The following is a 24,165-nucleotide window of genomic DNA, read 5'->3' as shown; positions in this document are numbered from 1 at the left end:
CCGACGGCGAAAGCGGGCGAAGCCCGCTGTAGCTGGTCGGCTGGAGCGAAGGGTTGAGCATCATCAGAATCGCAGTGCCGCAATGAAAACTTCGGGGGATATGTCGGCCTGACGAAGAACGCCAGCCAAGGTTCCAGTTTTGACCTCATTGTGTAGCGGCACAACGCACCCCCTTGATCTTCTACGCATGATGACGTGACTACCGGACTGGCGCGCCTTCTCGAAACCCAGATGCTCCAGCGCCTTCACAATTTCAGCTCCTGATACATGAGGCAGCCTAGGCATGGGCAGGAACGCTGAACATTGTTACCAGCGGATGGCCCTGCGCTGGCAGCGGAAACTCAGACAGATAAAGTGCTGTAGCTTCAGTCAGATTGACAATAGCCTCTTCGACCGTTTCGCCTTGGGTGGTCGTACCTGTCTCTGGATTTAGCGCGACATAGCCGCCTTCTTCGGCGGGGGTAAGAACAGCAGTCAGTTCCATAGCTTCGCTCCCAAGAAGACATTCATTGTCTCGCAATTGATGCTTGACGCCTAAAAAAATTTAGACTCAACAATGCTATCATCAAGCATTGTTTAATGCAAAATTAGCAGTAACAACACGCTGTATATTCATGGTATTTCCCATTGCACAACAATTTAGGACAGCCTAAAATCTTCCAGATGAAAAACACCAAACCAGATTCCAGCAACCCACCCAAACTTCTGGATCGGCTGCGCGCTTTCTGGCTCTAACGCCTGGACTCGTGCGTGTGGCCGCCGACCTGGATTTCAGATTCAGCGACCTCTTGTTCCTCACCAGCTACGAGGACGTAACTCTGAGGGCTTCTCTCCGATTGGTGAAGCCCGCTAACCGACGTGCCACTTGTCAGTGTGTCTAATTGAGCGGGAAGGATTTTCAATCAAGCAACCCGACGCGTACTTGTGCAGCACACTGGCGATAACTGTCGGCCAAATAGACTTGATATGCACAATCGTTAGCTTTGTGCCGCCCCCTGCTTTTTAGGTAGCGCTGGATTCATGCAGTCCCATGGTGCAGCGCTACTTACATGAAAATCCATCGTTGGAACATAATTCGATGGGTCATCTAAAGTGCCGGCCTTTATACCCAGCACTCCTGGCATATGGCCGAACCTTGCGAACAATTGGGAACCACAGTTCGGGCAAAAGCCTCTTTTGTGAATATTTCCGCTATCTGCCTGAGATTCGTAATATTTTACTGCACCTGAAACAACCACATTTTTTTCAGGGAAAAGCATCGCCGGAATAAATGCACCACCTGATGATCTTTGACAGTCTTTGCAATGACAATTTCCAGTAAACACTGGCTCAATATCAACTGAATAGCTGATTTCCCCACAAAGGCACCGCCCGGAATATTTTGCATTCATAAAAGACTCCTACCTGTTAATGAGGACATAACGTGAAGCCAAGTGGCCGCACGCTCTCACGCAGTCGATATTGAGCTTATCATCATATATTTTACAAGAAAATTTCAGACTCCATAAACATGACCGCACAACCCGAGAGAAACACGCGGTCAGTTTTCACCTCACAAGTGATGTTACCACCACGCTTGGAAACCTGTTTGGCGGTCAGGATGTTCTTGCCCAGTTTATTGGCCCAGTACGGCGCAAGCGCACAATGCGCGGAACCCGTAACAGGATCTTCGGGAACGCCATACTTGGGGGCAAAGAAGCGGCTGACAAAATCAGCCTCCATACCGGGTGCGGTAATAATCACGCCGCGCAAATCCAGCTGAGCAAGGAGCGCTTGGTCAGGTGTGATGGCGCGAACAGTGGCTTCACTGTCAAACACGACCAGATAGTCGTCCGCAGCCAATACTTCAACCGGACGCTGGCCGAGCCCCTTGACCAAAATTTCGGAAAGCTGGCAGGGTGCAGGTGGTCGTGACGGGAAGTTCATTTTCAAGCGGGCGCCATTTTTTTCCACGAATAGCGCGCCGCTGCGCGTTTCAAAAGTGATAACCGCTTTGGCATAGCCAAGAATTTCAAAAATGATATGCGCTGTCGCCAGGGTTGCATGGCCACAAAGATCAACCTCCTTGAGTGGAGTGAACCACCTCAGCTGAAAGACTTTTTCAGCAGGAACGAAGAACGCTGTTTCGGAAAGATTGTTTTCCTCAGCAATTGCTTGGAGAAGCGAATCATCTGGCCACGCTGACAACGGAACCACAGCGGCAGGATTACCCCCAAAAACTTTATCCGTGAACGCATCAACCTGGTATTGCTTGAGCTTCAATGTGACCTCCAGAAAAACCTAACGCCCGAATCCAAGCCGGGCCGCTCTCACCGCAACCTGGTTCCCAGAGGAACAGATTGGTCAGGTACGCAGAGCGCAACTTCTCCACGCTCGTTGTGAAACCCTTTTATCAGACACTCGGACATCAATGGGCCAATTTGCTTGCATGGTTATCCATATGGAGAGCCGAAATCTATTTCCGGACCAGTGCGATTTCAGATAACACGGGAGACGACCCAAAACCCTTTTGCGTAGAATGTCCCACATACGTGAGCCGCAGGGTATAGGGTCCTTTATTAATCCATGGCCCCGTTTCCTGATGATGGGATTCTTGCAGTATCACTGGAAAAACCAATACAGGACGGGATGCCGTTCCGCCACTTTGGTGTGGAGCGGTCTGCTTCAGGCGAAAACTGTTGCCTCTCACAACCGCCTGGGCGATACCCAGATGGTCCAGCAGCTTTTCATATTCTTTTTGCGCGGCAGGAAGGCCAGAGAACCCGACACCCCTAATGGATGTCATCAACGCCGCTCTGGATGCTACCACATCTCCAGGGGTACCCGTAATATGAAACAGTTGCGTTAATGGACCATCTTGATGCAAAAACATTGGCCCATTCACTAACTGCTGTATGGTCATGGGTCGGATGTTTTGCGCCTGCGCTGCCGACCATGGCGTCATTGCGCCAGTGAGCATCATTATTCCACCTAACCACCATACGGCTTGCCGTTTTTTTGGATTCTTGTCCTGCATGTTTCACTCCTTAGCCTTTAATTACTGTCCGGCAACAGTTACGTTCAAGGCTTTCAAAAATCGATGCGTAAAGCAAGCCAAGCGAGCGGCCTCAAGAAAAGTCGATTGACTCGGGATATTGGTTTTGCTTACTATCCCTAAGATAGTAAGCAAAGGCCGTACCAAGCTGCTGTTTATAATGACATCCTTATTGTGAAGGGTAACGTCTGCGGGACGCCCGATTGTGGATTGAACCCGCCCAGGAAGGAGCAACATGAACAAACGAATAATCGCTATCGCCACTGCGGTGGTGCTAGGGAGCAGCCCTATGGCTTGGGCAGATAGTCAAACCATAGGGCTGCCACAAAGTGACTTACAGGGCGCAGCATCGGTTGGGACCTCTTCAGATTCCAGCGTAAGCAACCACCCCGGCAATGACAGTCTTGCGGCGACACTGCAGCAATTCGAGGCGGCGGGGGCCTTTGGCGACCAGACCGGATCAGGTAATGTCTGGACAAACATTGACCAGGGTCTGCGCCTCAGCAACGTGTCTCGGGTTGAAGTCGATAAATGGCGCACCTGGTTTTTGCAGCATCAGGGCAAACTCGAAGAAATTCTCGGCAATTCGCGTCCTTTCCTCTATTACGTAGTCAACGCCGTTTCTCAACGTGGCCTGCCCATGGAACTGGCTCTACTGCCTGCCATTGAGAGCGGCTACAATCCTAAAGCCTATTCTCCTGCCGCCGCCGCAGGGCTCTGGCAGTTTGTGCCCGGAACCGCGCGGAGTTTTGGATTGCAAAATACGCGTTACGGGGATCCCCGCCTCAGTCTGACGGCTTCGACCAACGCCGCCCTGGATTACCTGTCTTATTTATACAATTATTTTGGTGGAAACTGGCTCCTGGCGATTGCTGCCTACAATGCCGGACAGGGTACGGTTTCCGCCGCTATCCAGCAAAACGTGGCAGCCGGCCAACCTACCGATTTCTGGGATCTGAATCTTCCCGAACAAACTGAAAATTACGTGGCCGAATTATTGGGTCTTGCCCAGGTCATCAAAAATGCCAAGGCTTACCACGTCAGTCTGCCCTATATCCCCAACACGGCCCACATAGCGGTAGTCACCACCCCTAAATCAGTCGCCCTCAATGTGGCTGCCAATCTGATGAATGTCCCGGTGCGCGAATTGCAACACCTCAATGCCGGAATCAGTTATGGCGTAGTCCCGGCGGACTATCAGCTTGTAGTTCCCAAGGACAAGGCGGCCACCCTGAAAACAGCGCTGTTGACCATGCCGCAGGAGGTAGCAGCTCAGGCTTTGCCCATCGCACAACCGGCCGTCGCTGCCACACCGGTGGCCCAGCCCGTCACCCAACCTCGGCTCAGCCATTTGACGGTACATCCAGGGAACACCCTGTCACAAATAGCCATGCAGGCCGGGGTCAGTGTTCAGCAGATGAAGCAGTGGAATCATTTACGCTCCGCGCGTGACCTGCAGGTGGGCCAGCAACTGGTGGTTTATGGAAGTCATCATCTGGAAAACGCCACTTATAGCCAACCGGCCAATCACTCTCTGGTTGTCCACTCCGGAAATACCCTTTCGGGACTGGCGCAGCAGGCTGGCGTCAGCGTTCAGGACCTGATGCGCTGGAATCATATCCATTCGGCCAATGATCTGCAAGTGGGAGAACATCTCACCGTTTACGGAGGTCATGCCACTCCCGTTTATACGGCAGCACGCCGACAAAGACAGCTGACGGTGCGCCCCGGCGAAAGTCTCTGGCAAATCGCTCAGCGGGCCGGTGTAGGTATCACCGCTATTGCCCATGCGAACCACCTGACCGAGCAATCCGTCATTCATCCGGGTCAGGTCCTGAATATCCCTTCGGAAACCGCCGTAGCGGCTATCAGTGCCCGCCAGGAACGCGCCGCCACCCAGCCGCGCGCAGCGACTTATATTGTTCGCAAAGGCGATACACTCTGGCAAATTGCCCAGCAGTACCATGTGCAACCCAAGTCGCTCATCCAATGGAACCACCTGGCCTCTGCCAGCGACATTCAGCCGGGATCACGTCTCACTATTTATACACGCTAAGCAGCACACAGGAGGTTTTATGGGTTTCATGACAGGCAAAAAGGCGCTCATCGTTGGCGTAGCCAATGATCGTTCCATTTGTTGGGGAATCGCGCAGGCCATGCATCGTCAGGGAGCCGAAGTGCTGTTGACCTATCAGGGCGAGCGCACCAAAAGTCGGGTGGAAGAACTGGCCGGGCAAATCGGCGCGCCGGAACCCCTGGAACTGGATCTGATGGATGAACAGCAATTGCAGGCGGCCATGGAGCGCGTCCAGTCACTATGGGGTGGCGTCGACATTGGTATCCACGGCGCGGCTTTTGCGCCCAAGGAAGAACTCAGTGGCAGTTATCTGGATGCCACCACCCGCGAAGGCTTCCGTATTGCCCACGAAGTTTCTTCCTACAGCTTCACCGCCATGGCCAAAGCCATGCATCCTTTGATGCAGGGACGCCAAGGCGCTTTACTGGCGCTCAGCTATCTCGGCGCCGAACGGGCCATGGCCAACTACAATGTCATGGGCCTGGCCAAGGCCAGCCTCGAAGCCAGCATTCGTTACCTGGCTTATTCCCTGGGCAGTGATGGCATTCGTGTCAATGCTATTTCCGCAGGTCCCATTCGCACTTTGGCAGCTAGCGGAATCAGTGAATTCCGTAAAATCCTCGACCACTATGCGGAGCATGCTCCCCTCCACCGCAATGTCACCCAGGAAGAAGTGGGCAACACGGCGGCCTTCCTCTGCTCCGACCTTGCCTCAGGAATCACCGGCGAAATTACTTACGTCGATGCCGGCTTCAATACCGTCGGCTTTTAATTCGAAGGCAATCAACCACCACAGGGCATGGCCTTGCCGACCTCCGCCAACATTTCCTCAAAACTTTTGGCGAAGGAGGCCAGCCCTTCCTGCTGTAATTGCTCAGCCACACTGTCCATGTGAATACCCAGCGACTCCAGTCCGGCCATGACTGCCTGTGCCGCGTCCAGATCCTCGCTCACCCGATTCGCGATATGGCCATGATCACGCAGCTTGTTCAGGGTTTCATCCGGCAAGGTATTGATCGTTTCCGGTCCCATCAACGGTTCGACATAGAGTAAGTCTGAGTATTCCGGGTTTTTCGTGCTGGTACTGGCCCAGAGCAGATACTGCGGACGCCCACCGGCCTTGGCCAACTCCGCGAAGCCGTCCCCATGGAAGGTCTCCTGATAGACCTTGTAAGCAACCTTGGCCATGGCCACTGCGGCCTTGCCGCGTAGAGCCAGAGACTCTGCTGTCGCAATTTTTTCGAGCTGCTGATCAACGAGGGTGTCTACCCGTGACAGGAAAAGGCTGGCAACTGCCTTGACCCGGCGGGGGTCGCCGCCTTGTTTTACCCAATGCGCCAAGCCCTGTTGATAAGCCGCAAAAACCTGGTGGACATGTTCCAATCCGAACATGAGGGTGACATTGACTGAAATACCCTCGCCTATCAGCGTGGCCAGTGCCGCAATACCCTGGGGCGTTGCGGGAACCTTGATCAATAAATTGTCACGCTGCACCAATCCCCGCAGACGGCGGGCTTCAGCAACCGTAGCTGCTTCATCATGCGCCAAACGCGGAGATTCCTCCCAGCTCACCCAACCATCATCGCCAGCACTTTCCTGATGCACCGGCTGCAAAAGATCGCAGGCCATCTGCAAATCCTGCAAAACGAGCTGTTCATAAAGTCGCTCGGCAGATTCTGCAACTTGCCGCAAATCATCCTGATAGTAGGGACTGGAATGAATGGCTTTCTGAAAAATGCTGGGATTGGAGGTAACCCCACTGATTCCATCTGCGCTGATATATTTTCTGAGAACATCATCGTGAATCAGTGTTCTCGACAAATTATCCAGCCAGATGCTCTGACCCACCTCTTTGTGCAACGCCCGTAAATCTGTTGTCATCCTTCCATCTCCCCGGAAATCACTGCAGAAACCCGTTTGGCTATTCCAGACTGCTCACACGATCTTCTTCATGCAGTTTATTGTAGTTCAAGCCCGGAGAAGATGCTGAGACCATGCACGATTCCCCTATTGCGGCACGGACCGAAGCGGTCTAGTATTCATACCCAGCCCTCTCATTTAAGGACGGCCATATCATGAAAATCATCAAGAACATGAACAGTACCGAGCGTTGGCTGCGCCTTTACTTCGGCGCCATCATTTTTCTCATCTATTTCGTTAATCCCTTCCCCTATCGGGAATGGACCTTTTCGGGGCTCCTCCTCATTGCAACGGGGGTTTTCGGCTATTGCCCGGTGTACTCCTTCCTCAAAAAAACCCGGAAACCGGAAAACCTGTCACAGTAAGCAAGCAGATCTCATAAAAAAGCACCCTGTTGAGGGCTTCTCGCCCCATCCTGTACGAACGCGTCCCAAGGCTTTATGATTTGCCCTTAATTTTTCATAAAATCACTGACAATGGCACTCATCGTACAAAAATTTGGTGGAACATCTGTGGGCAACCCCGAGCGCATTCGCGCGGTTGCCGAAAAAGTCATGGCTACCCATCTGGCCGGGCATCAGGTTGTGGTCGTGGTATCGGCCATGTCTGGCGAGACCGATCGCCTTTTGCAACTGGCGCGAGCCATGGCGGCTCACCCTGCCGAGCGTGAACTGGATACCCTGCTGAGCACCGGAGAACAGGTGACTATTGCCCTGTTGTGCATGGCTTTAGAAGAGATGGGACAAGCGGCCCAGTCTTTTACCGGGACCCAGGTAGCCATTACCACGGATTCTGCCCATACCAAGGCGCGCATTGAGCATATTGATGATCATAAAATTCGTTCAGCCCTCGAATCCGGGAAGATCGTAGTGGTTGCCGGTTTCCAGGGTGTCGACCTGCATGGCAATATTACTACTTTGGGACGCGGCGGATCGGACACCACTGCCGTCGCACTGGCGGCTGCCCTGCGTGCCGACGAATGTGATATTTTTACTGATGTAGATGGCATTTACACAACGGATCCGCGCGTGGAGTCGCGAGCGCGGCGCCTTGATCGCATTACTTTTGAAGAAATGCTTGAAATGGCAAGCCTCGGCGCAAAGGTACTGCAGACGCGCTCTGTTGAGTTTGCCATGAAGTACAATGTTCCTGTTCGGGTCTTGTCGTCTTTTCAGGATGGGCCCGGCACCCTGGTTACCAATGAGGAAAATTCTGTGGAAGCTCCCCGCGTTTCTGGCATCGCCTTCTCCCGTAACGAAGCCAAACTCACCATGATTGGCGTTCCTGATCACCCTGGTATTGCCCATTCCATTCTGGGACCCGTCTCAGAAGCCAATATCAACGTGGACGTTATCCTGCAGAATATTTCCGAAGCTGGCAAAACAGATTTCACCTTCACGGTGGATCGTAATGAATACGCCCAGGCCAAAGATATTCTGGGCGCTGTGGCCCAAAAACTGGAAGCCGAAGATGTGCGGGGCGACGACCACATTGTCAAGGTATCAGTAGTAGGCGTCGGCATGCGTTCCCATGCCGGTATTGCCGCCACCATGTTTGCCACCCTGGGCAAGGAAAATATCAATATTCAGATGATTTCCACCTCGGAAATCAAAATTTCTGTGGTCATCGAAGAAAAATATCTGGAACTGGCGGTGCGGGCCCTGCACGCCGCTTTCAACCTGGATGGGGAGGCCCCGATATAATGCCACTCATGAACAATTATGCACGCCTGCCCGTGGCTTTCAGCCGGGGAGAGGGCGTGTGGCTTTACGACAGCGAGGGACGGCGTTATCTGGATGCCCTGGCGGGTATTGCGGTAGTGGGTCTGGGTCATTGCCACCCTGCCGTCACCCAGGCCCTTCAGTCACAAGCGGGCACCCTGCTGCATACATCCAATCTCTACCAAATTCCTCTGCAGGAAAAACTGGCCGATAGCCTCTGCCGCCTCAGCGGTCTGGATGCTGCCTTTTTCTGTAACAGTGGCGCTGAAGCAAACGAAGCAGCCATCAAAATGGCGCGTCTCCACGGCCATCAGAAAGGCATTGCCGAACCACAGGTTCTGGTATTTACCCAGGCTTTTCATGGCCGCACTCTGGCAGCGCTGACGGCGACGGGCAATTTCCGCATTCAGGAAGGCTTCGCACCGCTGGTACCCGGTTTTGTGCGGGCTCCTTATGGCGACAGCAGCACGGTCAGAGGACTGATTGCCGCCAATCCGGCTATTGCTGCCATTCTGGTTGAACCCGTGCAAGGTGAGGGCGGCGTGCGCCCTGCTCCCGAGGGATTTTTAGCGGATCTGCGCAGTATTTGTGATGCCCACGGACTGCTGCTCATGCTCGACGAAGTCCAAACCGGCATCGGTCGTACTGGCAATTTCTTTGCCTATCAACAGCTTGACGGCGCATTTCCGGACGTACTCAGCCTGGCCAAAGGCCTGGGAAACGGGGTACCCATTGGCGCCCTGCTTGCCCGCAAAGCAGCAGCTGACTTGTTTGGGCCAGGTAAACATGGAACGACTTTCGGGGGTGGCCCCCTGGTCTGTGCTGCCGCCCAGGCGGTACTCGACACCATGGAAAACGCCAACATTCCTGCTCAGGCGGCCAAAATGGGGGCACTGTTGCAGCAGAAACTGCGTCATGCCCTGGCTCAGCATCCAGAGGTTCGGGATATACGCGGTATGGGCTTGATGGTCGGTATTGAGCTGGCGCAAAAACCCGAACGTCTGGTAGAGCGGGCTCTGGAAGCAGGCTTACTGATTAATGTCACTGCGGACAAAGTCATTCGGCTATTACCACCACTCATTATTTCTGAATCGGAAATAGATCTGCTGGTTGCCGGGATCGTCCGACTACTGGAACCAACATCATGAAACTACGTCACTTTCTCAGCCTCGCCGATCTCAGCCAAGCCGAACTAAAGGCCTTGCTGGACCGTGCTATTGCTCTCAAGCACATGCAGCGCCAGGGTGAACGGTACATGCCCTTTACCGGACGGACTCTGGCCATGATTTTTGAAAAGTCCTCTACCCGGACCCGGGTTTCCTTTGAGACGGGTATGGCGCAACTGGGCGGACATGCCCTTTTCCTCTCGCCACGCGACACCCAACTCGGTCGCGGAGAAAGCATTGAAGACACCGCCCGGGTGATTTCACGGATGGTAGACATGGTCATGATCCGCACTTTCAGTCATGACAACCTCAAGCTCTTTGCCGCAGCCTCCAGAGTGCCCGTCATCAATGGTCTTTCCGATGACCACCACCCCTGCCAGTTGCTTGCCGATCTCATGACCGCCACCGAACACTGGGGCACACTGGAAGGACGGAGAGTTGCCTATGTAGGAGATGGAGCCAACAACATGGCCCATTCCTGGATGGAGGCCGCACACATTTTCAATTTCAGCCTGCGTATCGGCAGCCCTGCTCCCTATGCTCCCAGCGCCGACATGCTGGCAACCGGGGGAGAATATGTCACCGTCCTCCACGATCCCGTTTCAGCAGTGGAAGGTGCCGATCTGGTTGTAACGGATGTCTGGACCAGCATGGGACAGGAACAGGAGGCCGGGCAGCGCCGCGCCATTCTTCAGGATTTTCAGGTGAATCACACCCTCATGGCTGCTGCTGCACCTGGCGCTTTGTTCATGCACTGCCTTCCGGCACATCGCGGAGAAGAAGTCAGCGCCGACATTATGGATGGTCCCCTTTCGGTCGTCTGGGAAGAGGCGGAAAATCGCCTGCACGCCCAGAAGGCGCTCATGGAATTTTTATTTGGCATCGGCCCTGTGGCCGCTTTGCAAGGAGCTTCTTAAATGGTCAAAAAAGTCGTTCTCGCCTACTCAGGGGGTCTCGATACCTCGGTCATTCTCAAATGGCTGCAAGATCAATATCAATGTGATGTTGTCACCTTTACGGCAGATATCGGTCAGGGTGAAGAAGTAGAGCCAGCCCGCATCAAGGCAGAAAAGCTCGGTGCCAAGGAAATATTCATTGACGACCTCCGTCAGGAATTTGTCCGCGATTATGTATTTCCCATGTTTCGCGCCAATACCATTTATGAGGGGGAATACCTGCTGGGGACTTCCATTGCCCGGCCCCTTATCGCCAAGCGCATGGTGGAAATTGCCGCTGAAGTAGGTGCTGATGCCGTTGCTCATGGAGCCACCGGCAAGGGCAACGATCAGGTCCGCTTTGAACTGGGTGCTTACGCCCTGAACCCGGCCATTCAGGTCATTGCTCCCTGGCGGGAATGGGACCTGAACTCCCGTGAAAAGCTCCTCAAGTATGCCGAAAAACACGGCATTCCTGTGGAAAAACATGGTAAAAAGTCGCCCTACTCCATGGATGCCAATCTTCTCCATATTTCCTATGAAGGCGGCATTCTGGAAGACCCCTGGGCGGAGGCCGAAGAGAGCATGTGGCGCTGGACTACAGCGCCTGAGAAAGCACCGGATCAACCCCGCTATCTGGAAATCACCTATGCCCATGGTGATCCCATCGCGGTGGACGGTGAAGCCCTGAATCCTGAGCAATTACTGGCGCACCTCAATACCGTAGGTGGCGAGCATGGCGTTGGCCGTCTGGATATTGTCGAGAACCGTTATGTCGGCATGAAGTCGCGAGGCTGCTATGAAACGCCTGGCGGCAACATTTTGCTCAAGGCCCATCGCGCCATTGAATCCATTGCCCTCGATCGGGAAGTCGCCCATCTCAAGGATGAGCTGATGCCCCGCTATGCCAGCATTGTCTACAATGGCTTCTGGTGGAGTCCGGAACGCCGCGCTCTGCAGACCCTGATCGACCAGACCCAGCGTCTGGTGAGCGGCGTGGTTCGCGTCAAGCTCTTTAAGGGGACCTGCAGTGTAGTCGGTCGCAAGTCTCAGGAAAGTCTGTTTGATCCCCGCATTGCGACCTTCGAAGATGATGCTGGCGCCTATAATCAGAAAGATGCAGAAGGGTTCATCAAGCTCAACGCCCTGCGTCTGCGGATTGAAAAACGCTTGCAGGGGTAATACATCTCTGGACAAAAACCGCACAGTAACCTGTGCAAGGAGAGTCAAATGCGTCTTTTACATACCATGCTACGGGTGGGTGATTTGGATCGCTCCATCCAGTTTTATACGGAAGTCCTCGGCATGCATCTGTTACGCCGCAAAGATTATCCCGACGGCAAGTTTACCCTCGCTTTTGTGGGCTATCAGGAGGAAAGCGCCGGAGCCGTCATTGAGCTGACCTACAATTGGGGCGTAGATCATTACTCACTCGGTGATGCCTTCGGGCATATTGCCCTGGAAGTGGAAAATGCCGCTGCGGCTTGCGATGCCATTCGTGGGCGGGGTGGCAAAGTGGTGCGCGAAGCAGGACCTATGAAACACGGCAGTACCATCATTGCCTTTGTGGAAGATCCTGACGGTTACCGCATCGAGCTCATTGAGCACAAACAATAAGTTACGGCGCTTTATGGCGCATTCCATAGAGCTTTTCCGCCCATATCCTCTAAATATTGGGCATGCAGGGCGGTTTCTTCCGCAGTAGCGCGAATAACCCGCAATCGCGGCCGCCCTGCTACCGTGCTGCTGTTGAATTGAGCAATTTGCACAGAAGTCGCAGAATCTCGGGAAGACTCCGTTCCCGACTGCTCCTCTGAAGCATTCAACAAGCCCATCATATCCACCTGCCCCCCCGTCATGCCGAGGTAGACCTTGGCCAGGATTTCGCAATCCAGCAAAGCGCCGTGCAGCTCACGGTGACTATTGTCGACATTATATCGTCGGCACAGGCTGTTCAGGTCATTTTTCTGCCCGGGATGACGACGACGGGCATCCACCAAAGTATCCAGAACTTTATGATTCAGAGGCATTTTTTCTATTTTTCCGAGTTCATGGTTCAAAAAACCCAGATCAAAGGGCGCATTGTGAATAATCAGCTCTGCATCACCCAGATAGTTCAGAAAGTTCTCAGCCACTTCGGCGAATAATGGTTTGTCCGCAAGAAACGCATCGGTGAGGCCATGCACACGCAGGGCTTCGGGATCACTGCTGCGCTGGGGGTTGAGGTACTGCTGGTAATTATTCCCCGTCAAACGGCGATCCAGCAACTCTACCGCGCCAATTTCAATGACCCGATGACCCTGTTTCCAGTCAATACCAGTCGTTTCTGTATCCAGCACCACCTGTCTTAAAGCCATCCTTCCCCCTCTTCGCGCTGCTGGTGCGCGCCGTACTGATTCATGACCTGATTCAACAGGGCATCGACCTTTTCATTTTCCACATGACCGGAATGCCCGCGCACCCATTCCCATTCTACCTCATGGGGAGCAGAGGCTTTTACCAGAAGCTCCCAGATATCCTGATTTTTGACTGGATCCCCACCCGCCGTGCGCCAGCCGCGCCGTTGCCAACCTGGCAACCACTGGGTCATACCATCACGCAAATAACGGGAATCACTGATCACGCGGACCCGGGTTGGACGTTTCAGGGCTTCGAGACCGCGCAGAGCCGCTGTCAATTCCATGCGGTTGTTGGTGGTTTCCGGTTCAAATCCCCAGAGCACCTTCTCCTGTGTTTCGCGCCGCAACCAGGCACCCCAGGCCCCGATGCCGGGATTACCTCGGCAACCCCCATCCGTAAACAATTCCACAATTTTATCCGTCATCATCCCAGCTCCGAGTGATCATAAGCTGCCGGGGCTTCAGAGCTGACTTTACGACGCTCCCGACGCAATTTTACGGGCGTAGCCAAGCCGACCAAAGGTCGCTCAGGGTCACGGCGTTGGGCCAGCAATAAATAAGCGTTTGCACCCGCCGGCCACCAGCGGTCACCCACGAGCTCCATCCATTGTGCATTTTTTTCCAAACCCGGCAGGGTGTACTGAAAGTAGCGCCCTTCTTTCAGTATAAAATCCTGATTTTCGAGCAGGGTACGCAACTTCCCTAAGGGCAGAAAGGGACGACGCCAGGGCCAGGCCCGATCCCGCCGCCATAAACGCCAGCGGCGCATGAAGCTCAAGCTCCCCCCGGGATTAAAATCCATGATCAATACATGACCTTCAGGGCGCAGCACCCGCCAGCATTCGTCCAGCACCGCTTCAGGATCACCCATTCGACTCAAACAAAAGGGAACAATAACCAGATCAAAGCGCATGGGCGCAAAGGGCATATCCGGACAGGCCCCGCAAACCTGCAAATAAGCTTCCGGTGGCAATGCGGCGCCATCATTCAGCAACACCCAGGTTCGCTCTGTGCCTGGAGGCATTCCCCAGAATAGCGGTTGCCCCAGTTGCAAAACCGTTTCCGGCTGCAAACGCTCAATCCAGCGTGGGAGAATATCTCGAGCCCGATCCAGCAGCAGACGTCCGGCACCACTATCCCACCACACGGCAGCCCGTTGTTCTTGCGGCCGGCTAAGACGTCCCCGCCCCGGCATTTCAGTAAAACCGCTTCAACATGACAAAAAACCCAAGTGTGCGTGACCCCAACCAACTCCCATAGTAGGCTTATGGTAACCCGCTTGCCCTGAGAACCAAACATGTCTGTGCATTTCATTCCTGCATTTGCGGATAACTACATTTATGTGCTGGAAAGCAGCGCCGGTGTCTGGATTGTCGATCCCGGCGACGCCGAACCGATTTTTCAATGGCTTGCGCCCAGACAGATGGTGCCGACGGCCATACTCTGCACGCATCATCATGCCGATCATACAGGGGGCGTAGCTGCCCTCGCCGACCATTTCCGCATTCCTGTCTATGGTGCCAATAAGCGGATACCCGCCCTGACCCATCCGGTTGCTGCCGGAAAACTGGCCATTAGCTCCGCAGAAATCCAGGTCATGGAAGTTCCGGGTCATACCCGGGATCACATCGCTTATGTCTGGAATGCGTCTCTGTTTTGCGGAGACACACTTTTTGCTGCCGGCTGCGGACGGATCTTTGAAGGTACTCCCGAGATGTTGTTCCATAGCTTGCAGCAGCTTGCCGCGCTTCCTCCGGAGACAGCGGTGTACTGCGCCCACGAATACACCGAGAATAATTTGCGTTTTGCAGCTTTGGTGGATCCCGGCAACCCGGTTATTCGGGACAGACAAATACAAGCCCAAAAGCAGCGCGAGCGTGGACAACCCACCTTGCCGTCAAGCATTGCTCTGGAACGCGCCAGCAATCCTTTTCTGCGCTGTGCTGATCCTGCGCTGATTGCCAGTGCCCGGCACTTTGACCCCCTCAGCGGCGGCACGGCATTATCTGTATTTACCGCTTTGCGACGCTGGAAGGACCAGTTTTCCTAAGTCTTGCGGCGTGAGGGTAAGCAGCTCATTTCCAGGCGTTGTTCCCAGGCTTCGCGCAAAACCCGACGTACGGCTTCTGCATCCACAAGCTCCAGTTTCTGCAAGGATTGTTCTGCCGAATGCAGGCGGCCCAGATAAAGCCACTGGCGAGCCAGCCGACTCATGCGCACTTCGGCATCTTCCTGTCCGAGCAACAACTGAATCCGCAAGCTGCGTTTTGCCCAGAGCATATCGCTCGAACCGGGTCCCTCACTCAGCAATTTAGACAGCACTTCGGACATCGCCTTGCCGGCTTCATGGGCTTTATCTTCCGGGGTGGCTACATACAACGACCATTCGCCACAGTCGCGCAAAGCATCCAGATGGGAAAATACCTGATACGCCAATCCACGCCTTTCCCGGAGTTCCCGGAATAAATAAGAGGCGGTGCCTCCCCCCAGAATGGCATTGGCCACCACATGAGCGAGATAGTCTTCTGATTCGACGGAACAAGCTGGTGCCATCCAGACCAAATGCGCCTGACGGGCTTCTGAACGACGCAGATTTTTTTTACCAAGCTGAAAGCGGGGGGGCAAGCCATTTTGCAGGGGGGCCGGACGACGCGTTTCGGGAAAGGCATGCTGCACCCATCCACACAAACGCTCATGATCCACAGCACCAACAGCCGTAACAATCAGGGGCGATTCGGCCAAAACCCGCTCGTGATAGGCCTGTATGCGTTTACGGCTGGCTGCACGAATACAGCTGGCCTTGCCCAACACGGGCCAGGCCAGGGGGTGCTCTCCCCATATCTCCAATAAGGCCCGTTCCTGTACCCAATCCTCCAGGTCCTCGGCAGCCATGGCGGCCTCCTGGGCGACCACCTGTTTTTCCAGACGTAAATCCGCGTGATCAAAACGTGGGTGCGTGAGCATTTCACTGAGCAGGACAAAAGCTTCCTGAGCATCCTCGGCCAGCACCGTGCCATGGAAAACAGTACTCTCACGATCGGTGAAGGCATTGATGGTCCCGCCCAGGGATTCCATCGCTGCATTCAGTGCATCTCCATCTCTTTTGGTACTGCCCTTGAAGAGCATGTGTTCCAGGAGATGGGCAAAACCGTTTTCATCTGCAGCCTGATCACGGCTACCATTTCCCAAGGTCAGGGACAGGGCCACGCTTTGGCGATCCGGCAACCTTTCGCTGAGAACGACAACGCCGTTATCCAGCGTGCTTACAGAAGCTTCGATATTTTTTGTCAAAACCGCCAAATCCAGAATTACTGGGTAATGTCCTTCATGCTGAGCTTGATTTTGCCCTGACGATCAACTTCCAGAACTTTCACCCGCACTGCCTGCCCTTCCTTGAGGTAGTCGTGGACATCACTGACCCGCTCGCTGCTGATCTGGGAAATGTGCAGCAGACCATCACGCCCCGGAAGAATGGTGACAAAAGCGCCAAAGTCCATGATTTTTGCCACTTTACCATCATATATGGTATCCACCTGTACTTCCGCCGTCAGCAGTTCAATCCGCCGACGGGCGGCAGCACCGGCTTCACTGTCCACCGTGGCGATGGTGACCGTACCATTATCCTGAATATCAATGGCAGCACCGGTTTCTTCCGTCAAGGCGCGAATGACTTTACCGCCCGGCCCGATGACATCACGGATTTTGTCCGGGTTGATGTGTATGGTAATAATGCGCGGGGCGTTATCCGAAAGTTCGACGCGGCCTTTTTCGAGTACTGCATTCATCAGACCCAGAATATGAAGACGTCCGGCATGGGCCTGTTTTAGGGCTGCAGCCATGATTTCACGGGTAATACCGTCAATTTTGATATCCATCTGCAGGGCAGTCACACCCTGTTCGGTACCCGCCACCTTGAAATCCATGTCACCCAGATGATCTTCATCACCCAGGATATCGGTCAGGACCGCAAAACGCTCACCTTCCTTGATCAGTCCCATGGCGACTCCGGCAACGGGAGCCTTCAACGGAACACCGGCATCCATCAGGGCCAATGAAGCGCCGCACACCGTAGCCATACTGGAAGAACCATTGGACTCCAGCACTTCTGAAACCACCCGCAGGCTGTAGGGAAATTCGCTGGCTTCCGGCAACACTGCGGCTACTGCCCGTTTTGCCAGACGACCGTGACCAATTTCACGGCGTTTGGGTGACCCCACCATGCCCGTTTCGCCGGTGGAAAATGGCGGGAAATTATAATGGAGCATGAAGCGATCACGACTTTCTCCCTGAAGAGCGTCGATAATCTGCTCATCGCCCTTGGTTCCCAAAGTTGCGACGACCAGAGCCTGGGTTTCACCCCGGGTAAACAGGGCCGAACCATGGGTGCGGGGTAAAACCCCCGCCTCAATCGTAATGGGTCGCACGGTCTTGGTGTCCCGCCCATCAATGCGCGGCGCACCATCCAGAATCCGCCCCCGGACAATACCGGTTTCGATTTTTTTAACAAAACCACGCACCATGTCTGCCAGCTGCGCATCTTCTAAGGCTAATTCTGCAACCATGTGCTGCTGAATTTCTTCAAGCTTTTTACTACGCGCCTGTTTTTCTACCAACGAGTAGGCTTCCTGCAGCAAGCCCGAAGCCTTGGCCTGCACCTGCTGACCCAAAGCCTCATCGGCTACGGGTGCCACCCAGTTCCAGCTGGTCTTACCCACTTCATGGGCCAGGGCCTCAATAGCCTCAATGACCGGCTGGAATCCGGCGTGCCCAAACATGACGGCCTCAAGCATTACTTCTTCAGACAGTTGCTGGGCTTCTGATTCCACCATCAACACCGCATTACGGGTTCCGGCCACGACCAGATCCAACTGCGATTCAGCCAATTGGGCAGCGCTGGGATTCAGGACATATTGTCCATTGACGTAACCCACCCGGGCGCCCCCAATAGGACCTCTGAACGGAATACCGGAAATCGCCAAGGCTGCCGAAGCACCAAGCATCGCCAGAATGTCCGGGTCATGATCGCGATCCACAGAAAGAACCGTGGCGATGACCTGCACTTCATTCATGAAGCCTTTGGGAAACAAGGGACGAATGGGTCGATCAATCAGTCGCGAGGTCAGGGTTTCTTTTTCAGTTGGCCGACCTTCGCGCTTGAAGAAGCCCCCCGGAATTTTACCGGCAGCATAGGCTTTTTCCTGATAATTGACCGTCAAGGGGAAGAAGTCCTGACCGGGTTTCATTTCACGACGGCCAACGGCCGTCACCAGAACCACTGTGTCGCCACTGGAAACCAGTACCGCCCCATCAGCCTGACGCGCCATACGACCTGTTTCCAGATGCAGGCGCTGTCCGCCGAAATCCAACTCTTTCCGAATGATGGCCAAAACCTTCTCCTTACTTACGCAGACCCAGACGCTCAATCAGCGAACGATAACGATTCACATCACGCTTTTTGAGGTAATCCAGCAGCTTGCGGCGTTGGCCCACCATTTTCAGCAATCCTTGACGGGAATGATGATCATGCTTGTTAATTTTGAAATGATCAGCCAATCCTTCAATACGAGTGGTCAAAAGGGCGACCTGCACTTCGGGAGAACCCGTATCTCCTGCATGGGTAGCATAACCCTGAACAACATCTGCTTTGACTTCACGCGACAGCGACATAAATTCTTCTCCTCGGAACTTCTAAAAAAACAATACTCCCTAGTTTACGCTCATGAGGCGGCGTGGCGCCACCTTTCCGTCGTCCATGACCTCTCCCAGACCGAGAAACTGCGCACCCGGTCCGTAAAGGCGAATACGTCCCAGAGAAGGTGCATGTGCCACCACCACACCCTGCCCCTGACGCAAATAATAAGCGGTGTTCTCCGTCAGGGTGACGGCGGGCAAATACTCCAGTGCCAGATCCATCGCCTTTAACGGACATTCACCCTGTTTCTGCTGCTCTGCCAACGCTTCCAGAGTAAATGCGTCCTCGATCCTGAATGGCCCTGTGCACGTTCGTCGCAACGCTTCGACATGAGCCCCACAATCCAAGGCCGCGCCCAAATCCATCGCCAGACTGCGAATGTAGGTACCTTTGGAACAATCCACATCCATGACCAGGCGATTCCCGGTGAATTCTATCAGGCGCAAACCGTCAATGCGCACCTGACGCGGCGCCCTTTCCACCTCAATCCCTTTACGAGCCAGCTCGTACAAAGGCTTGCCACCCTGCTTGATGGCCGAGTACATGGGAGGAATCTGGGCAATTTCTCCCAGAAAACGCGGGAGCATGGCCTCGATATCGGCGCGCACTACCGTGACCGCTTTTTCTTCCAGAATCTCACCCTCACGATCACCCGTGCTGGTTGTCTGTCCCAGCCGCAGGGTCGCCCGGTAGGACTTGTCGGCATTCAGAATGTAATCAGAGACTTTGGTCGCCTCACCAAAGAGCAATACCAGCAGCCCGGTGGCAATGGGATCGAGGCTGCCGGTATGTCCCGCTTTTTTGATCCCCATAATCCGCTTGGCGCGCTGCAGGGTCGCATTGGAGGTTAAACCCTCTGGCTTATCGAGCAACAACAGGCCATGCTGACAGGTCATGATCACGCTTCCTCATCCGCAGCGGGCGGCAAATGCGCCAGAATTTCTGCCATTTCAGCACCCCGATCAAAGCGCGCATCATAAACAAAGTGCAATGGCGGAATCCGCCGCAAGGCCAGCCGCTTCCCCAGTATCTGACGCATTTCTCCCGCCCGGGCATCGAGGATCTGGCGGACCGCAGCGGCGCGCCCGGGACCATCCATCAGGGAAAAGAAAACGGTTGCCGAACGCATGTCAGCTGGCAAGTCGACCATGGTTATGCTGGGCGGCAAGAGCGCCAGATCAGCAGGAAGACCATGCAACTCGCGCAACAGCGCGGCAATTTCTTCACGGAGCAGGTGAGATACCCTGGCGCCGCGCGGATAAACACGATGAGTATGCTGCAACGCCAACTCCTAGACCGTACGCGCGACTTCAGTGGTTTCGTAGGCCTCAATGATATCCCCGTTTTTGAGGTCATTGTAATTGCGCAGACCGATACCACACTCGAAACCTTCCCGGACTTCCTTGGCGTCATCCTTGAAGCGGCGCAAAGAATCCATTTCACCGCTGTGGATGACCACGTCCTGTCGCAGCACGCGGACCTTGGCATTACGGCGGACAACGCCATCGATGACCATACAGCCGGCGATCGTACCCACTTTGGGAACCCGGAATGTTTCGCGGACCTCAGCATGACCAATGATTTTTTCACGGATTTCCGGTGCCAGCATACCACTCATGGCGGCTTTGACTTCATCCACGGCATCATAAATCACGCTGTGATAACGTACATCTACGCCAGTGCTTTCTATGAGGCGACGGGCCTGAGCTTCCGCCCGTACATTAAAGCCGATAAGCACCGCTTGCGAAGCTGCCGCCAGATTCACATCCGATTCAGTAATACCTCCCACACCCGAGTGAATAACGGTCACTTTTACTTCTGAAGTGGAAAGGCGCTCCAGCGTCGTACTCAATGCTTCTACCGAACCTTGCACGTCAGCCTTGATCAACAGATTCAACTGCTGCAACTGACCATCCGCAGCGGCTTCAAAGAGACTCTCCAGGGAAGCCTTCTGGTTTTTGGCAAGACGCACATCACGGAACTTGCCCTGACGGAACAGCGCGACTTCACGCGCCTTGCGCTCATCGGCCACAACCACAACCTCGTCACCCGCATGGGGAACATCACTGAGGCCGAGAACCTCGGCAGGCAAACCGGGGCCTACTTCCTGCGTACTTTGTCCGGCATCATTAACCAGCGCTTTCACGCGCCCAAACTGGGCTCCCGCCAGGAGCATATCCCCAGCATGCAGGGTACCCTGCCGAACCAGTACCGTGGCCACTACACCCCGACCCCGATCAAGACGGGACTCAATGACCACACCCTTGGCCGGACCATTACTCTGCACATCCAGTTCGAGCATTTCCGCCTGCAACAGGATCGCATCCAGGAGATCATCAATATGCAGACCGGCCTTGGCCGAAACATTCACAAACTGCGCGTCTCCACCCCATTCTTCAGGAACCACCTCATGACCTGCCAACTCCTGTCGGATCCGTTCAGGGTCCACTCCGGGTTTGTCGATTTTGTTGACGGCCACAACAATCGGCACATGTGCCGCCTTGGCATGATGGATGGCTTCAATGGTTTGCGGCATCACACCGTCATCTGCCGCCACTACCAGAACGACAATATCGGTAGCCTGAGCACCTCGGGCCCGCATGGCGGTAAAGGCTTCATGGCCTGGGGTATCCAGAAAAGTTACCATGCCTTTGGGCGTTTCCACATGATAAGCACCAATATGCTGGGTGATTCCTCCTGCTTCCCCACTGGCTACCTGCGCCGAACGAATCCGGTCCAGCAGTGAGGTTTTACCATGGTCTACATGCCCCATTACCGTGACCACGGGGGGCCGTCTGCCAATAATCGGGGTCTCCGTACTGCCTTCATCCATCAGGAAGGCTTCGGGACTGGTCATGGCTACCATCTTGACCTTATGACCTAATTCTTCAACGACAATAGCCGCCGTTTCCTGGTCAATCACCTGATTGATGGTCGCCATCACGCCCATTTTCATCATGGCCTTGATGACATCCGTGGCCTTGATCGCCATGCGGCTGGCCAATTCACCCACCGTAATGGTTTCGGGGACGGCTACTTCGCGAATCACCGGTGCCATGATGGCTTCATTGCCCATCTGCGTACCGCGATTCCGGTTTTTCTTGTCTCCAGGTTTACGCCGACGCCCTAAAGCATCGGCATTGCCGCCCTCATCATTACGACGTGGACCACGCCGTCCGGCACCGGAACGATCATCCTCTCCACGACCTGCCGGGCCTGCTTTTTTACCACGCGGCGGGGCCGAGGGTGCTTTAGCCGGGGCAGTTGCTGCGGGACGCGGGCGTTCGCTGACTGGAGCACGGTTACGATCCGGTGCCGCAGCGCGTTCGCTATGGGCACGGGCAGCAGGCTGACGTTCAGCGCCTGGCGCTTTTGGCTCCACTGCCGGTATAGCTTCGGGGGTTGTCACCACGGGTTGCGCTACCGATTCTACCGGTTCGGGAGCATCCTGCTGGGCGACAGGGGCGGCTGAGTCCTGGACAGTCTCCGTGACGGCAACGTCAACGGGGCTCACCAGCATCTCGATCTCGGGGGGCGATGTTTCGACGGCTGTAACCGGCTCAGCAACCTGACTTTCCGCAACAGGCAACTGTTCTACCGGTTCATCTGCGGTCACCTCACGTTTGACGTAGGTTCTCTTACGCCGGACCTCCACCTGTACAGTACGGGATTTTCCCGCACCGACCGACTGCTTGATTTCAGAGGTGCTGGTACGGTTCAGGGTGATCCGCCGCAGCTCGCCACTTCCTTCTCCATGGGCACTGCGTAACGAAGCCAGCAACCGATGTTTGTCGTCTTCAGTGACCACATCATCTGCTGTTTTTTTCACGATGCCCGCAGCATTCAACTGCTCCAACAAGCGCGCATGGGTTACACCTAATTCAGCTGCAAAATTGGCGACAGTTACCGTCATAATCCTCTTTCTCCAAAACCACTTGTTCGCACAATGCGTTCACAGGGTTCGTATTAAGCAAACCAGGGCGCACGCGCCTCCAGAATAAGAGCTTTCGCACGCTCTTCATCAATCCCGACCATCTCACATAACTCGCTGGCTGCCAGCTCCGCCAAATCTTCAGCAGTGGCCACACCCTTGCTGGCCAGCAGATGGGCCAGGCCTTTATCCATTTCTTTCAGGCTTAGCAGGTCCTCACCAGGTTCGCTTAAGGCCACCTGTTCTTCCTGGGCAATGGCTTTGTTCAAAAGCATATCGCGCGCCCGACGCCGCAGTTCGCTGACCAGTTCTTCATCAAGCCCTTCAATTTCCATCATCTCGGCAACTGGCACATATGCCACTTCTTCAATCGAGGTAAAGCCCTCGCTGACCAGCAGTTGCGCCAGATCTTCATCCACGCCCAACTCTTGAACAAAATGATTCAGGAACTTGGAATCTTCTTCGTCACGTTTGGCCTGGGCTTCTTCTTCCGTCAGGATATTGATGGTCCATCCTGTCAACTGCGTGGCCAGGCGCACATTTTGCCCGCCGCGTCCGATGGCCTGCGAGAGGTTTTCAGCATCGACGACCACATCCATACTGTGGGTGTTTTCATCTACCACAATACTCGACACTTCGGCCGGTGATAAGGCATTGATGACATAACTAGCCGGATCTGCCGACCAGATGACGATATCAATACGCTCACCCTTGAGTTCGTTGATGACCGTCTGAACGCGGTTACCGCGCAAGCCGACACAGGCACCCACTGGATCCACTCGAGGGTCATTGGAGCGCACCGCCAGTTTCGCGCGCAAGCCAGGATCCCGTGCCGCCCCCATGATTTCGATCATACCATTACCAATTTCCGGCACTTCCTGGGCAAACAGCCTGATCAACAATTCGGGGCTGACCCGCGACAAAAACAACTGTGGACCACGCTGCACCCTGCGGACGTCCTGTAGATGTGCCTTGACCCGGTCGCCGGGACGAATGGCCTCACGCGGCATCATTTCATCTTTGGCCAACAGCGCCTCTGCCCGCCCCATATCGACAATGGCATTGCCTTTTTCCATACGCTTGACCAGACCACTGATAATATCCCCTTTACGCAAGGCAAAGTCGGAAACAATCCGGTCCCGTTCAGCATCTCGTACTTTCTGGACAATCACCTGCTTGGCGGTCTGTGCGGCAATGCGACCAAATTCGACCGGTGGCAGAACTTCTTCTACAAAGCCCCCCAGATCCACGTCGGGACGTATCGCCTTGGCTGCTTCCAGACGGATTTGC

The 24,165-nt window shown here is 54.7% G+C and carries 25 protein-coding genes (1 of these 25 cut by a window edge); 9 read left to right on the top strand and 16 right to left on the bottom strand.

The window, feature by feature from the left end; translation table 11 throughout:
• Nucleotides 1–63 precede the first annotated feature (63 nt).
• The 5 genes from GCD22_RS02460 to GCD22_RS02435 form a co-directional block, all read right to left on the bottom strand.
• On the bottom strand, nt 64–285 hold the full coding sequence (locus tag GCD22_RS02460) for a type II toxin-antitoxin system HicA family toxin (RefSeq protein WP_029316160.1): 222 nt from the start codon (nt 283–285) through the stop codon (nt 64–66).
• Entirely contained in the window at nt 278–484 is a 207-nt protein-coding gene (locus GCD22_RS02455; protein ID WP_010639621.1) for a hypothetical protein, read from the bottom strand. The genes GCD22_RS02460 and GCD22_RS02455 overlap by 8 nt, the downstream gene beginning before the upstream one ends.
• Nucleotides 485–977: 493 nt before the next feature.
• Nucleotides 978–1,391, bottom strand: a complete 414-nt coding sequence (locus GCD22_RS02450) for a GFA family protein (RefSeq protein WP_075322178.1) — start codon at nt 1,389–1,391, stop codon at nt 978–980.
• Between the two features lie 91 nt (nt 1,392–1,482).
• Nucleotides 1,483–2,262: a PhzF family phenazine biosynthesis protein gene (locus tag GCD22_RS02445; RefSeq protein WP_010641537.1), complete on the bottom strand. Its 780-nt coding sequence runs from the start codon at nt 2,260–2,262 to the stop codon at nt 1,483–1,485.
• 193 nt (nt 2,263–2,455) lie between these two features.
• On the bottom strand, nt 2,456–3,016 hold the full coding sequence (locus tag GCD22_RS02435; protein ID WP_031575785.1) for a hypothetical protein: 561 nt from the start codon (nt 3,014–3,016) through the stop codon (nt 2,456–2,458).
• A gap of 253 nt (nt 3,017–3,269) precedes the next feature.
• Here GCD22_RS02435 and GCD22_RS02430 point away from each other — a divergent pair, with 253 nt between their 5' ends.
• Together GCD22_RS02430 and GCD22_RS02425 are read left to right on the top strand one after the other, a co-directional pair.
• Nucleotides 3,270–5,090 carry a LysM peptidoglycan-binding domain-containing protein gene (locus tag GCD22_RS02430; protein ID WP_031575787.1) on the top strand — a complete coding sequence of 607 codons (1,821 nt, stop codon included), beginning with the start codon at nt 3,270–3,272 and terminating at the stop codon, nt 5,088–5,090.
• Between the two features lie 19 nt (nt 5,091–5,109).
• Nucleotides 5,110–5,883, top strand: coding sequence for an enoyl-ACP reductase FabI (locus GCD22_RS02425; protein ID WP_010641534.1), 774 nt, complete (start codon nt 5,110–5,112; stop codon nt 5,881–5,883).
• A gap of 11 nt (nt 5,884–5,894) precedes the next feature.
• Here the strand turns inward: GCD22_RS02425 and tal are convergent, their stop codons facing one another.
• Nucleotides 5,895–6,992 carry a transaldolase gene (gene tal / locus GCD22_RS02420; RefSeq protein WP_031575791.1) on the bottom strand — a complete coding sequence of 366 codons (1,098 nt, stop codon included), beginning with the start codon at nt 6,990–6,992 and terminating at the stop codon, nt 5,895–5,897.
• Nucleotides 6,993–7,186: 194 nt separating this feature from the next.
• Here tal and GCD22_RS02415 point away from each other — a divergent pair, with 194 nt between their 5' ends.
• From GCD22_RS02415 to gloA, 6 genes are all read left to right on the top strand, one after another.
• The gene (locus GCD22_RS02415; protein WP_010641530.1) at nt 7,187–7,396 is read left to right on the top strand and encodes a YgaP family membrane protein; all 210 of its coding nucleotides are present in this window, start codon (nt 7,187–7,189) and stop codon (nt 7,394–7,396) included.
• 111 nt (nt 7,397–7,507) lie between these two features.
• A complete protein-coding gene (locus GCD22_RS02410; RefSeq protein WP_031575795.1) occupies nt 7,508–8,734 on the top strand; it encodes an aspartate kinase in 1,227 nt (408 codons plus the stop codon).
• Nucleotides 8,734–9,900, top strand: coding sequence for an aspartate aminotransferase family protein (locus GCD22_RS02405; RefSeq protein WP_031575798.1), 1,167 nt, complete (start codon nt 8,734–8,736; stop codon nt 9,898–9,900). Before GCD22_RS02410 ends, GCD22_RS02405 begins: the two co-directional genes overlap by 1 nt.
• Complete coding sequence (gene argF / locus GCD22_RS02400; protein ID WP_031575801.1) at nt 9,897–10,835, top strand: ornithine carbamoyltransferase; 939 nt, start codon at nt 9,897–9,899, stop codon at nt 10,833–10,835. The genes GCD22_RS02405 and argF overlap by 4 nt, the downstream gene beginning before the upstream one ends.
• Nucleotides 10,836–12,035, top strand: a complete 1,200-nt coding sequence (locus GCD22_RS02395) for an argininosuccinate synthase (RefSeq protein ID WP_031575804.1) — start codon at nt 10,836–10,838, stop codon at nt 12,033–12,035. It abuts the gene before it with no gap.
• A gap of 48 nt (nt 12,036–12,083) precedes the next feature.
• The gene (gloA, locus tag GCD22_RS02390) at nt 12,084–12,470 is read left to right on the top strand and encodes a lactoylglutathione lyase (protein ID WP_010641521.1); all 387 of its coding nucleotides are present in this window, start codon (nt 12,084–12,086) and stop codon (nt 12,468–12,470) included.
• A gap of 11 nt (nt 12,471–12,481) precedes the next feature.
• Here the strand turns inward: gloA and dnaQ are convergent, their stop codons facing one another.
• From dnaQ to GCD22_RS02375, 3 genes are read right to left on the bottom strand one after another with little or no spacing between them, the layout of a single operon-like run.
• Nucleotides 12,482–13,210: a DNA polymerase III subunit epsilon gene (gene dnaQ, locus GCD22_RS02385; RefSeq protein ID WP_081576804.1), complete on the bottom strand. Its 729-nt coding sequence runs from the start codon at nt 13,208–13,210 to the stop codon at nt 12,482–12,484.
• On the bottom strand, nt 13,201–13,677 hold the full coding sequence (gene rnhA / locus GCD22_RS02380; protein WP_010641519.1) for a ribonuclease HI: 477 nt from the start codon (nt 13,675–13,677) through the stop codon (nt 13,201–13,203). The genes dnaQ and rnhA overlap by 10 nt, the downstream gene beginning before the upstream one ends.
• Complete coding sequence (locus GCD22_RS02375) at nt 13,677–14,447, bottom strand: class I SAM-dependent methyltransferase (protein ID WP_031575813.1); 771 nt, start codon at nt 14,445–14,447, stop codon at nt 13,677–13,679. Before GCD22_RS02375 ends, rnhA begins: the two co-directional genes overlap by 1 nt.
• A gap of 102 nt (nt 14,448–14,549) precedes the next feature.
• On the opposite strand from GCD22_RS02375, the gene gloB reads away from it, so the two are divergent.
• Nucleotides 14,550–15,302: a hydroxyacylglutathione hydrolase gene (gene gloB / locus GCD22_RS02370; RefSeq protein ID WP_031575815.1), complete on the top strand. Its 753-nt coding sequence runs from the start codon at nt 14,550–14,552 to the stop codon at nt 15,300–15,302.
• On the opposite strand, the gene GCD22_RS02365 is transcribed toward gloB, so the two are convergent.
• The 7 genes in view from GCD22_RS02365 to nusA are tightly spaced (at most 53 nt apart) and all read right to left on the bottom strand, a layout consistent with a single transcriptional unit that may run on beyond the window.
• Nucleotides 15,299–16,552 carry a M16 family metallopeptidase gene (locus GCD22_RS02365; RefSeq protein ID WP_153940365.1) on the bottom strand — a complete coding sequence of 418 codons (1,254 nt, stop codon included), beginning with the start codon at nt 16,550–16,552 and terminating at the stop codon, nt 15,299–15,301. The genes gloB and GCD22_RS02365 overlap by 4 nt on opposite strands.
• Nucleotides 16,553–16,560: 8 nt before the next feature.
• On the bottom strand, nt 16,561–18,639 hold the full coding sequence (gene pnp, locus GCD22_RS02360; protein WP_051690767.1) for a polyribonucleotide nucleotidyltransferase: 2,079 nt from the start codon (nt 18,637–18,639) through the stop codon (nt 16,561–16,563).
• 10 nt (nt 18,640–18,649) lie between these two features.
• Nucleotides 18,650–18,919, bottom strand: a complete 270-nt coding sequence (rpsO, locus tag GCD22_RS02355) for a 30S ribosomal protein S15 (RefSeq protein WP_010641513.1) — start codon at nt 18,917–18,919, stop codon at nt 18,650–18,652.
• A gap of 39 nt (nt 18,920–18,958) precedes the next feature.
• The gene (truB, locus tag GCD22_RS02350; RefSeq protein ID WP_031575829.1) at nt 18,959–19,840 is read right to left on the bottom strand and encodes a tRNA pseudouridine(55) synthase TruB; all 882 of its coding nucleotides are present in this window, start codon (nt 19,838–19,840) and stop codon (nt 18,959–18,961) included.
• A 2-nt stretch (nt 19,841–19,842) separates the two neighbouring features.
• Entirely contained in the window at nt 19,843–20,226 is a 384-nt protein-coding gene (locus GCD22_RS02345; protein ID WP_031575832.1) for a ribosome-binding factor A, read from the bottom strand.
• Between the two features lie 9 nt (nt 20,227–20,235).
• The gene (infB, locus tag GCD22_RS02340; RefSeq protein ID WP_031575833.1) at nt 20,236–22,857 is read right to left on the bottom strand and encodes a translation initiation factor IF-2; all 2,622 of its coding nucleotides are present in this window, start codon (nt 22,855–22,857) and stop codon (nt 20,236–20,238) included.
• A gap of 53 nt (nt 22,858–22,910) precedes the next feature.
• Nucleotides 22,911–24,165, bottom strand: partial view of a transcription termination factor NusA gene (gene nusA / locus GCD22_RS02335; RefSeq protein ID WP_031575834.1) — the 3' portion only. 227 nt of this gene lie beyond the right edge of the window; only the last 1,255 of its 1,482 coding nucleotides appear in the window; its start codon lies off the right edge, out of view; it ends in the stop codon at nt 22,911–22,913.

Origin of the sequence: Acidithiobacillus thiooxidans ATCC 19377 (genome assembly GCF_009662475.1) — a bacterium.
Classification (GTDB): domain Bacteria; phylum Pseudomonadota; class Gammaproteobacteria; order Acidithiobacillales; family Acidithiobacillaceae; genus Acidithiobacillus; species Acidithiobacillus thiooxidans.
This window is presented reverse-complemented; position numbering and strand designations above follow the sequence as displayed.

Excerpts from the sequence above, each read along its gene's own strand:
- GCD22_RS02460 (WP_029316160.1), bottom strand. The coding sequence starts at position 285 with ATGCCTAGGCTGCCTCATGTATCAGGAGCTGAAATTGTGAAGGCGCTG.
- GCD22_RS02455 (WP_010639621.1), bottom strand. The coding sequence starts at position 484 with ATGGAACTGACTGCTGTTCTTACCCCCGCCGAAGAAGGCGGCTATGTC.
- GCD22_RS02450 (WP_075322178.1), bottom strand. The coding sequence starts at position 1,391 with ATGAATGCAAAATATTCCGGGCGGTGCCTTTGTGGGGAAATCAGCTAT.
- GCD22_RS02435 (WP_031575785.1), bottom strand. The coding sequence starts at position 3,016 with ATGCAGGACAAGAATCCAAAAAAACGGCAAGCCGTATGGTGGTTAGGT.
- GCD22_RS02430 (WP_031575787.1), top strand. The coding sequence starts at position 3,270 with ATGAACAAACGAATAATCGCTATCGCCACTGCGGTGGTGCTAGGGAGC.
- GCD22_RS02425 (WP_010641534.1), top strand. The coding sequence starts at position 5,110 with ATGGGTTTCATGACAGGCAAAAAGGCGCTCATCGTTGGCGTAGCCAAT.
- tal (WP_031575791.1), bottom strand. The coding sequence starts at position 6,992 with ATGACAACAGATTTACGGGCGTTGCACAAAGAGGTGGGTCAGAGCATC.
- GCD22_RS02415 (WP_010641530.1), top strand. The coding sequence starts at position 7,187 with ATGAAAATCATCAAGAACATGAACAGTACCGAGCGTTGGCTGCGCCTT.
- GCD22_RS02410 (WP_031575795.1), top strand. The coding sequence starts at position 7,508 with ATGGCACTCATCGTACAAAAATTTGGTGGAACATCTGTGGGCAACCCC.
- GCD22_RS02405 (WP_031575798.1), top strand. The coding sequence starts at position 8,734 with ATGCCACTCATGAACAATTATGCACGCCTGCCCGTGGCTTTCAGCCGG.
- argF (WP_031575801.1), top strand. The coding sequence starts at position 9,897 with ATGAAACTACGTCACTTTCTCAGCCTCGCCGATCTCAGCCAAGCCGAA.
- GCD22_RS02395 (WP_031575804.1), top strand. The coding sequence starts at position 10,836 with ATGGTCAAAAAAGTCGTTCTCGCCTACTCAGGGGGTCTCGATACCTCG.
- gloA (WP_010641521.1), top strand. The coding sequence starts at position 12,084 with ATGCGTCTTTTACATACCATGCTACGGGTGGGTGATTTGGATCGCTCC.
- dnaQ (WP_081576804.1), bottom strand. The coding sequence starts at position 13,210 with ATGGCTTTAAGACAGGTGGTGCTGGATACAGAAACGACTGGTATTGAC.
- rnhA (WP_010641519.1), bottom strand. The coding sequence starts at position 13,677 with ATGACGGATAAAATTGTGGAATTGTTTACGGATGGGGGTTGCCGAGGT.
- GCD22_RS02375 (WP_031575813.1), bottom strand. The coding sequence starts at position 14,447 with ATGCCGGGGCGGGGACGTCTTAGCCGGCCGCAAGAACAACGGGCTGCC.
- gloB (WP_031575815.1), top strand. The coding sequence starts at position 14,550 with ATGTCTGTGCATTTCATTCCTGCATTTGCGGATAACTACATTTATGTG.
- rpsO (WP_010641513.1), bottom strand. The coding sequence starts at position 18,919 with ATGTCGCTGTCGCGTGAAGTCAAAGCAGATGTTGTTCAGGGTTATGCT.
- truB (WP_031575829.1), bottom strand. The coding sequence starts at position 19,840 with ATGACCTGTCAGCATGGCCTGTTGTTGCTCGATAAGCCAGAGGGTTTA.
- infB (WP_031575833.1), bottom strand. The coding sequence starts at position 22,857 with ATGACGGTAACTGTCGCCAATTTTGCAGCTGAATTAGGTGTAACCCAT.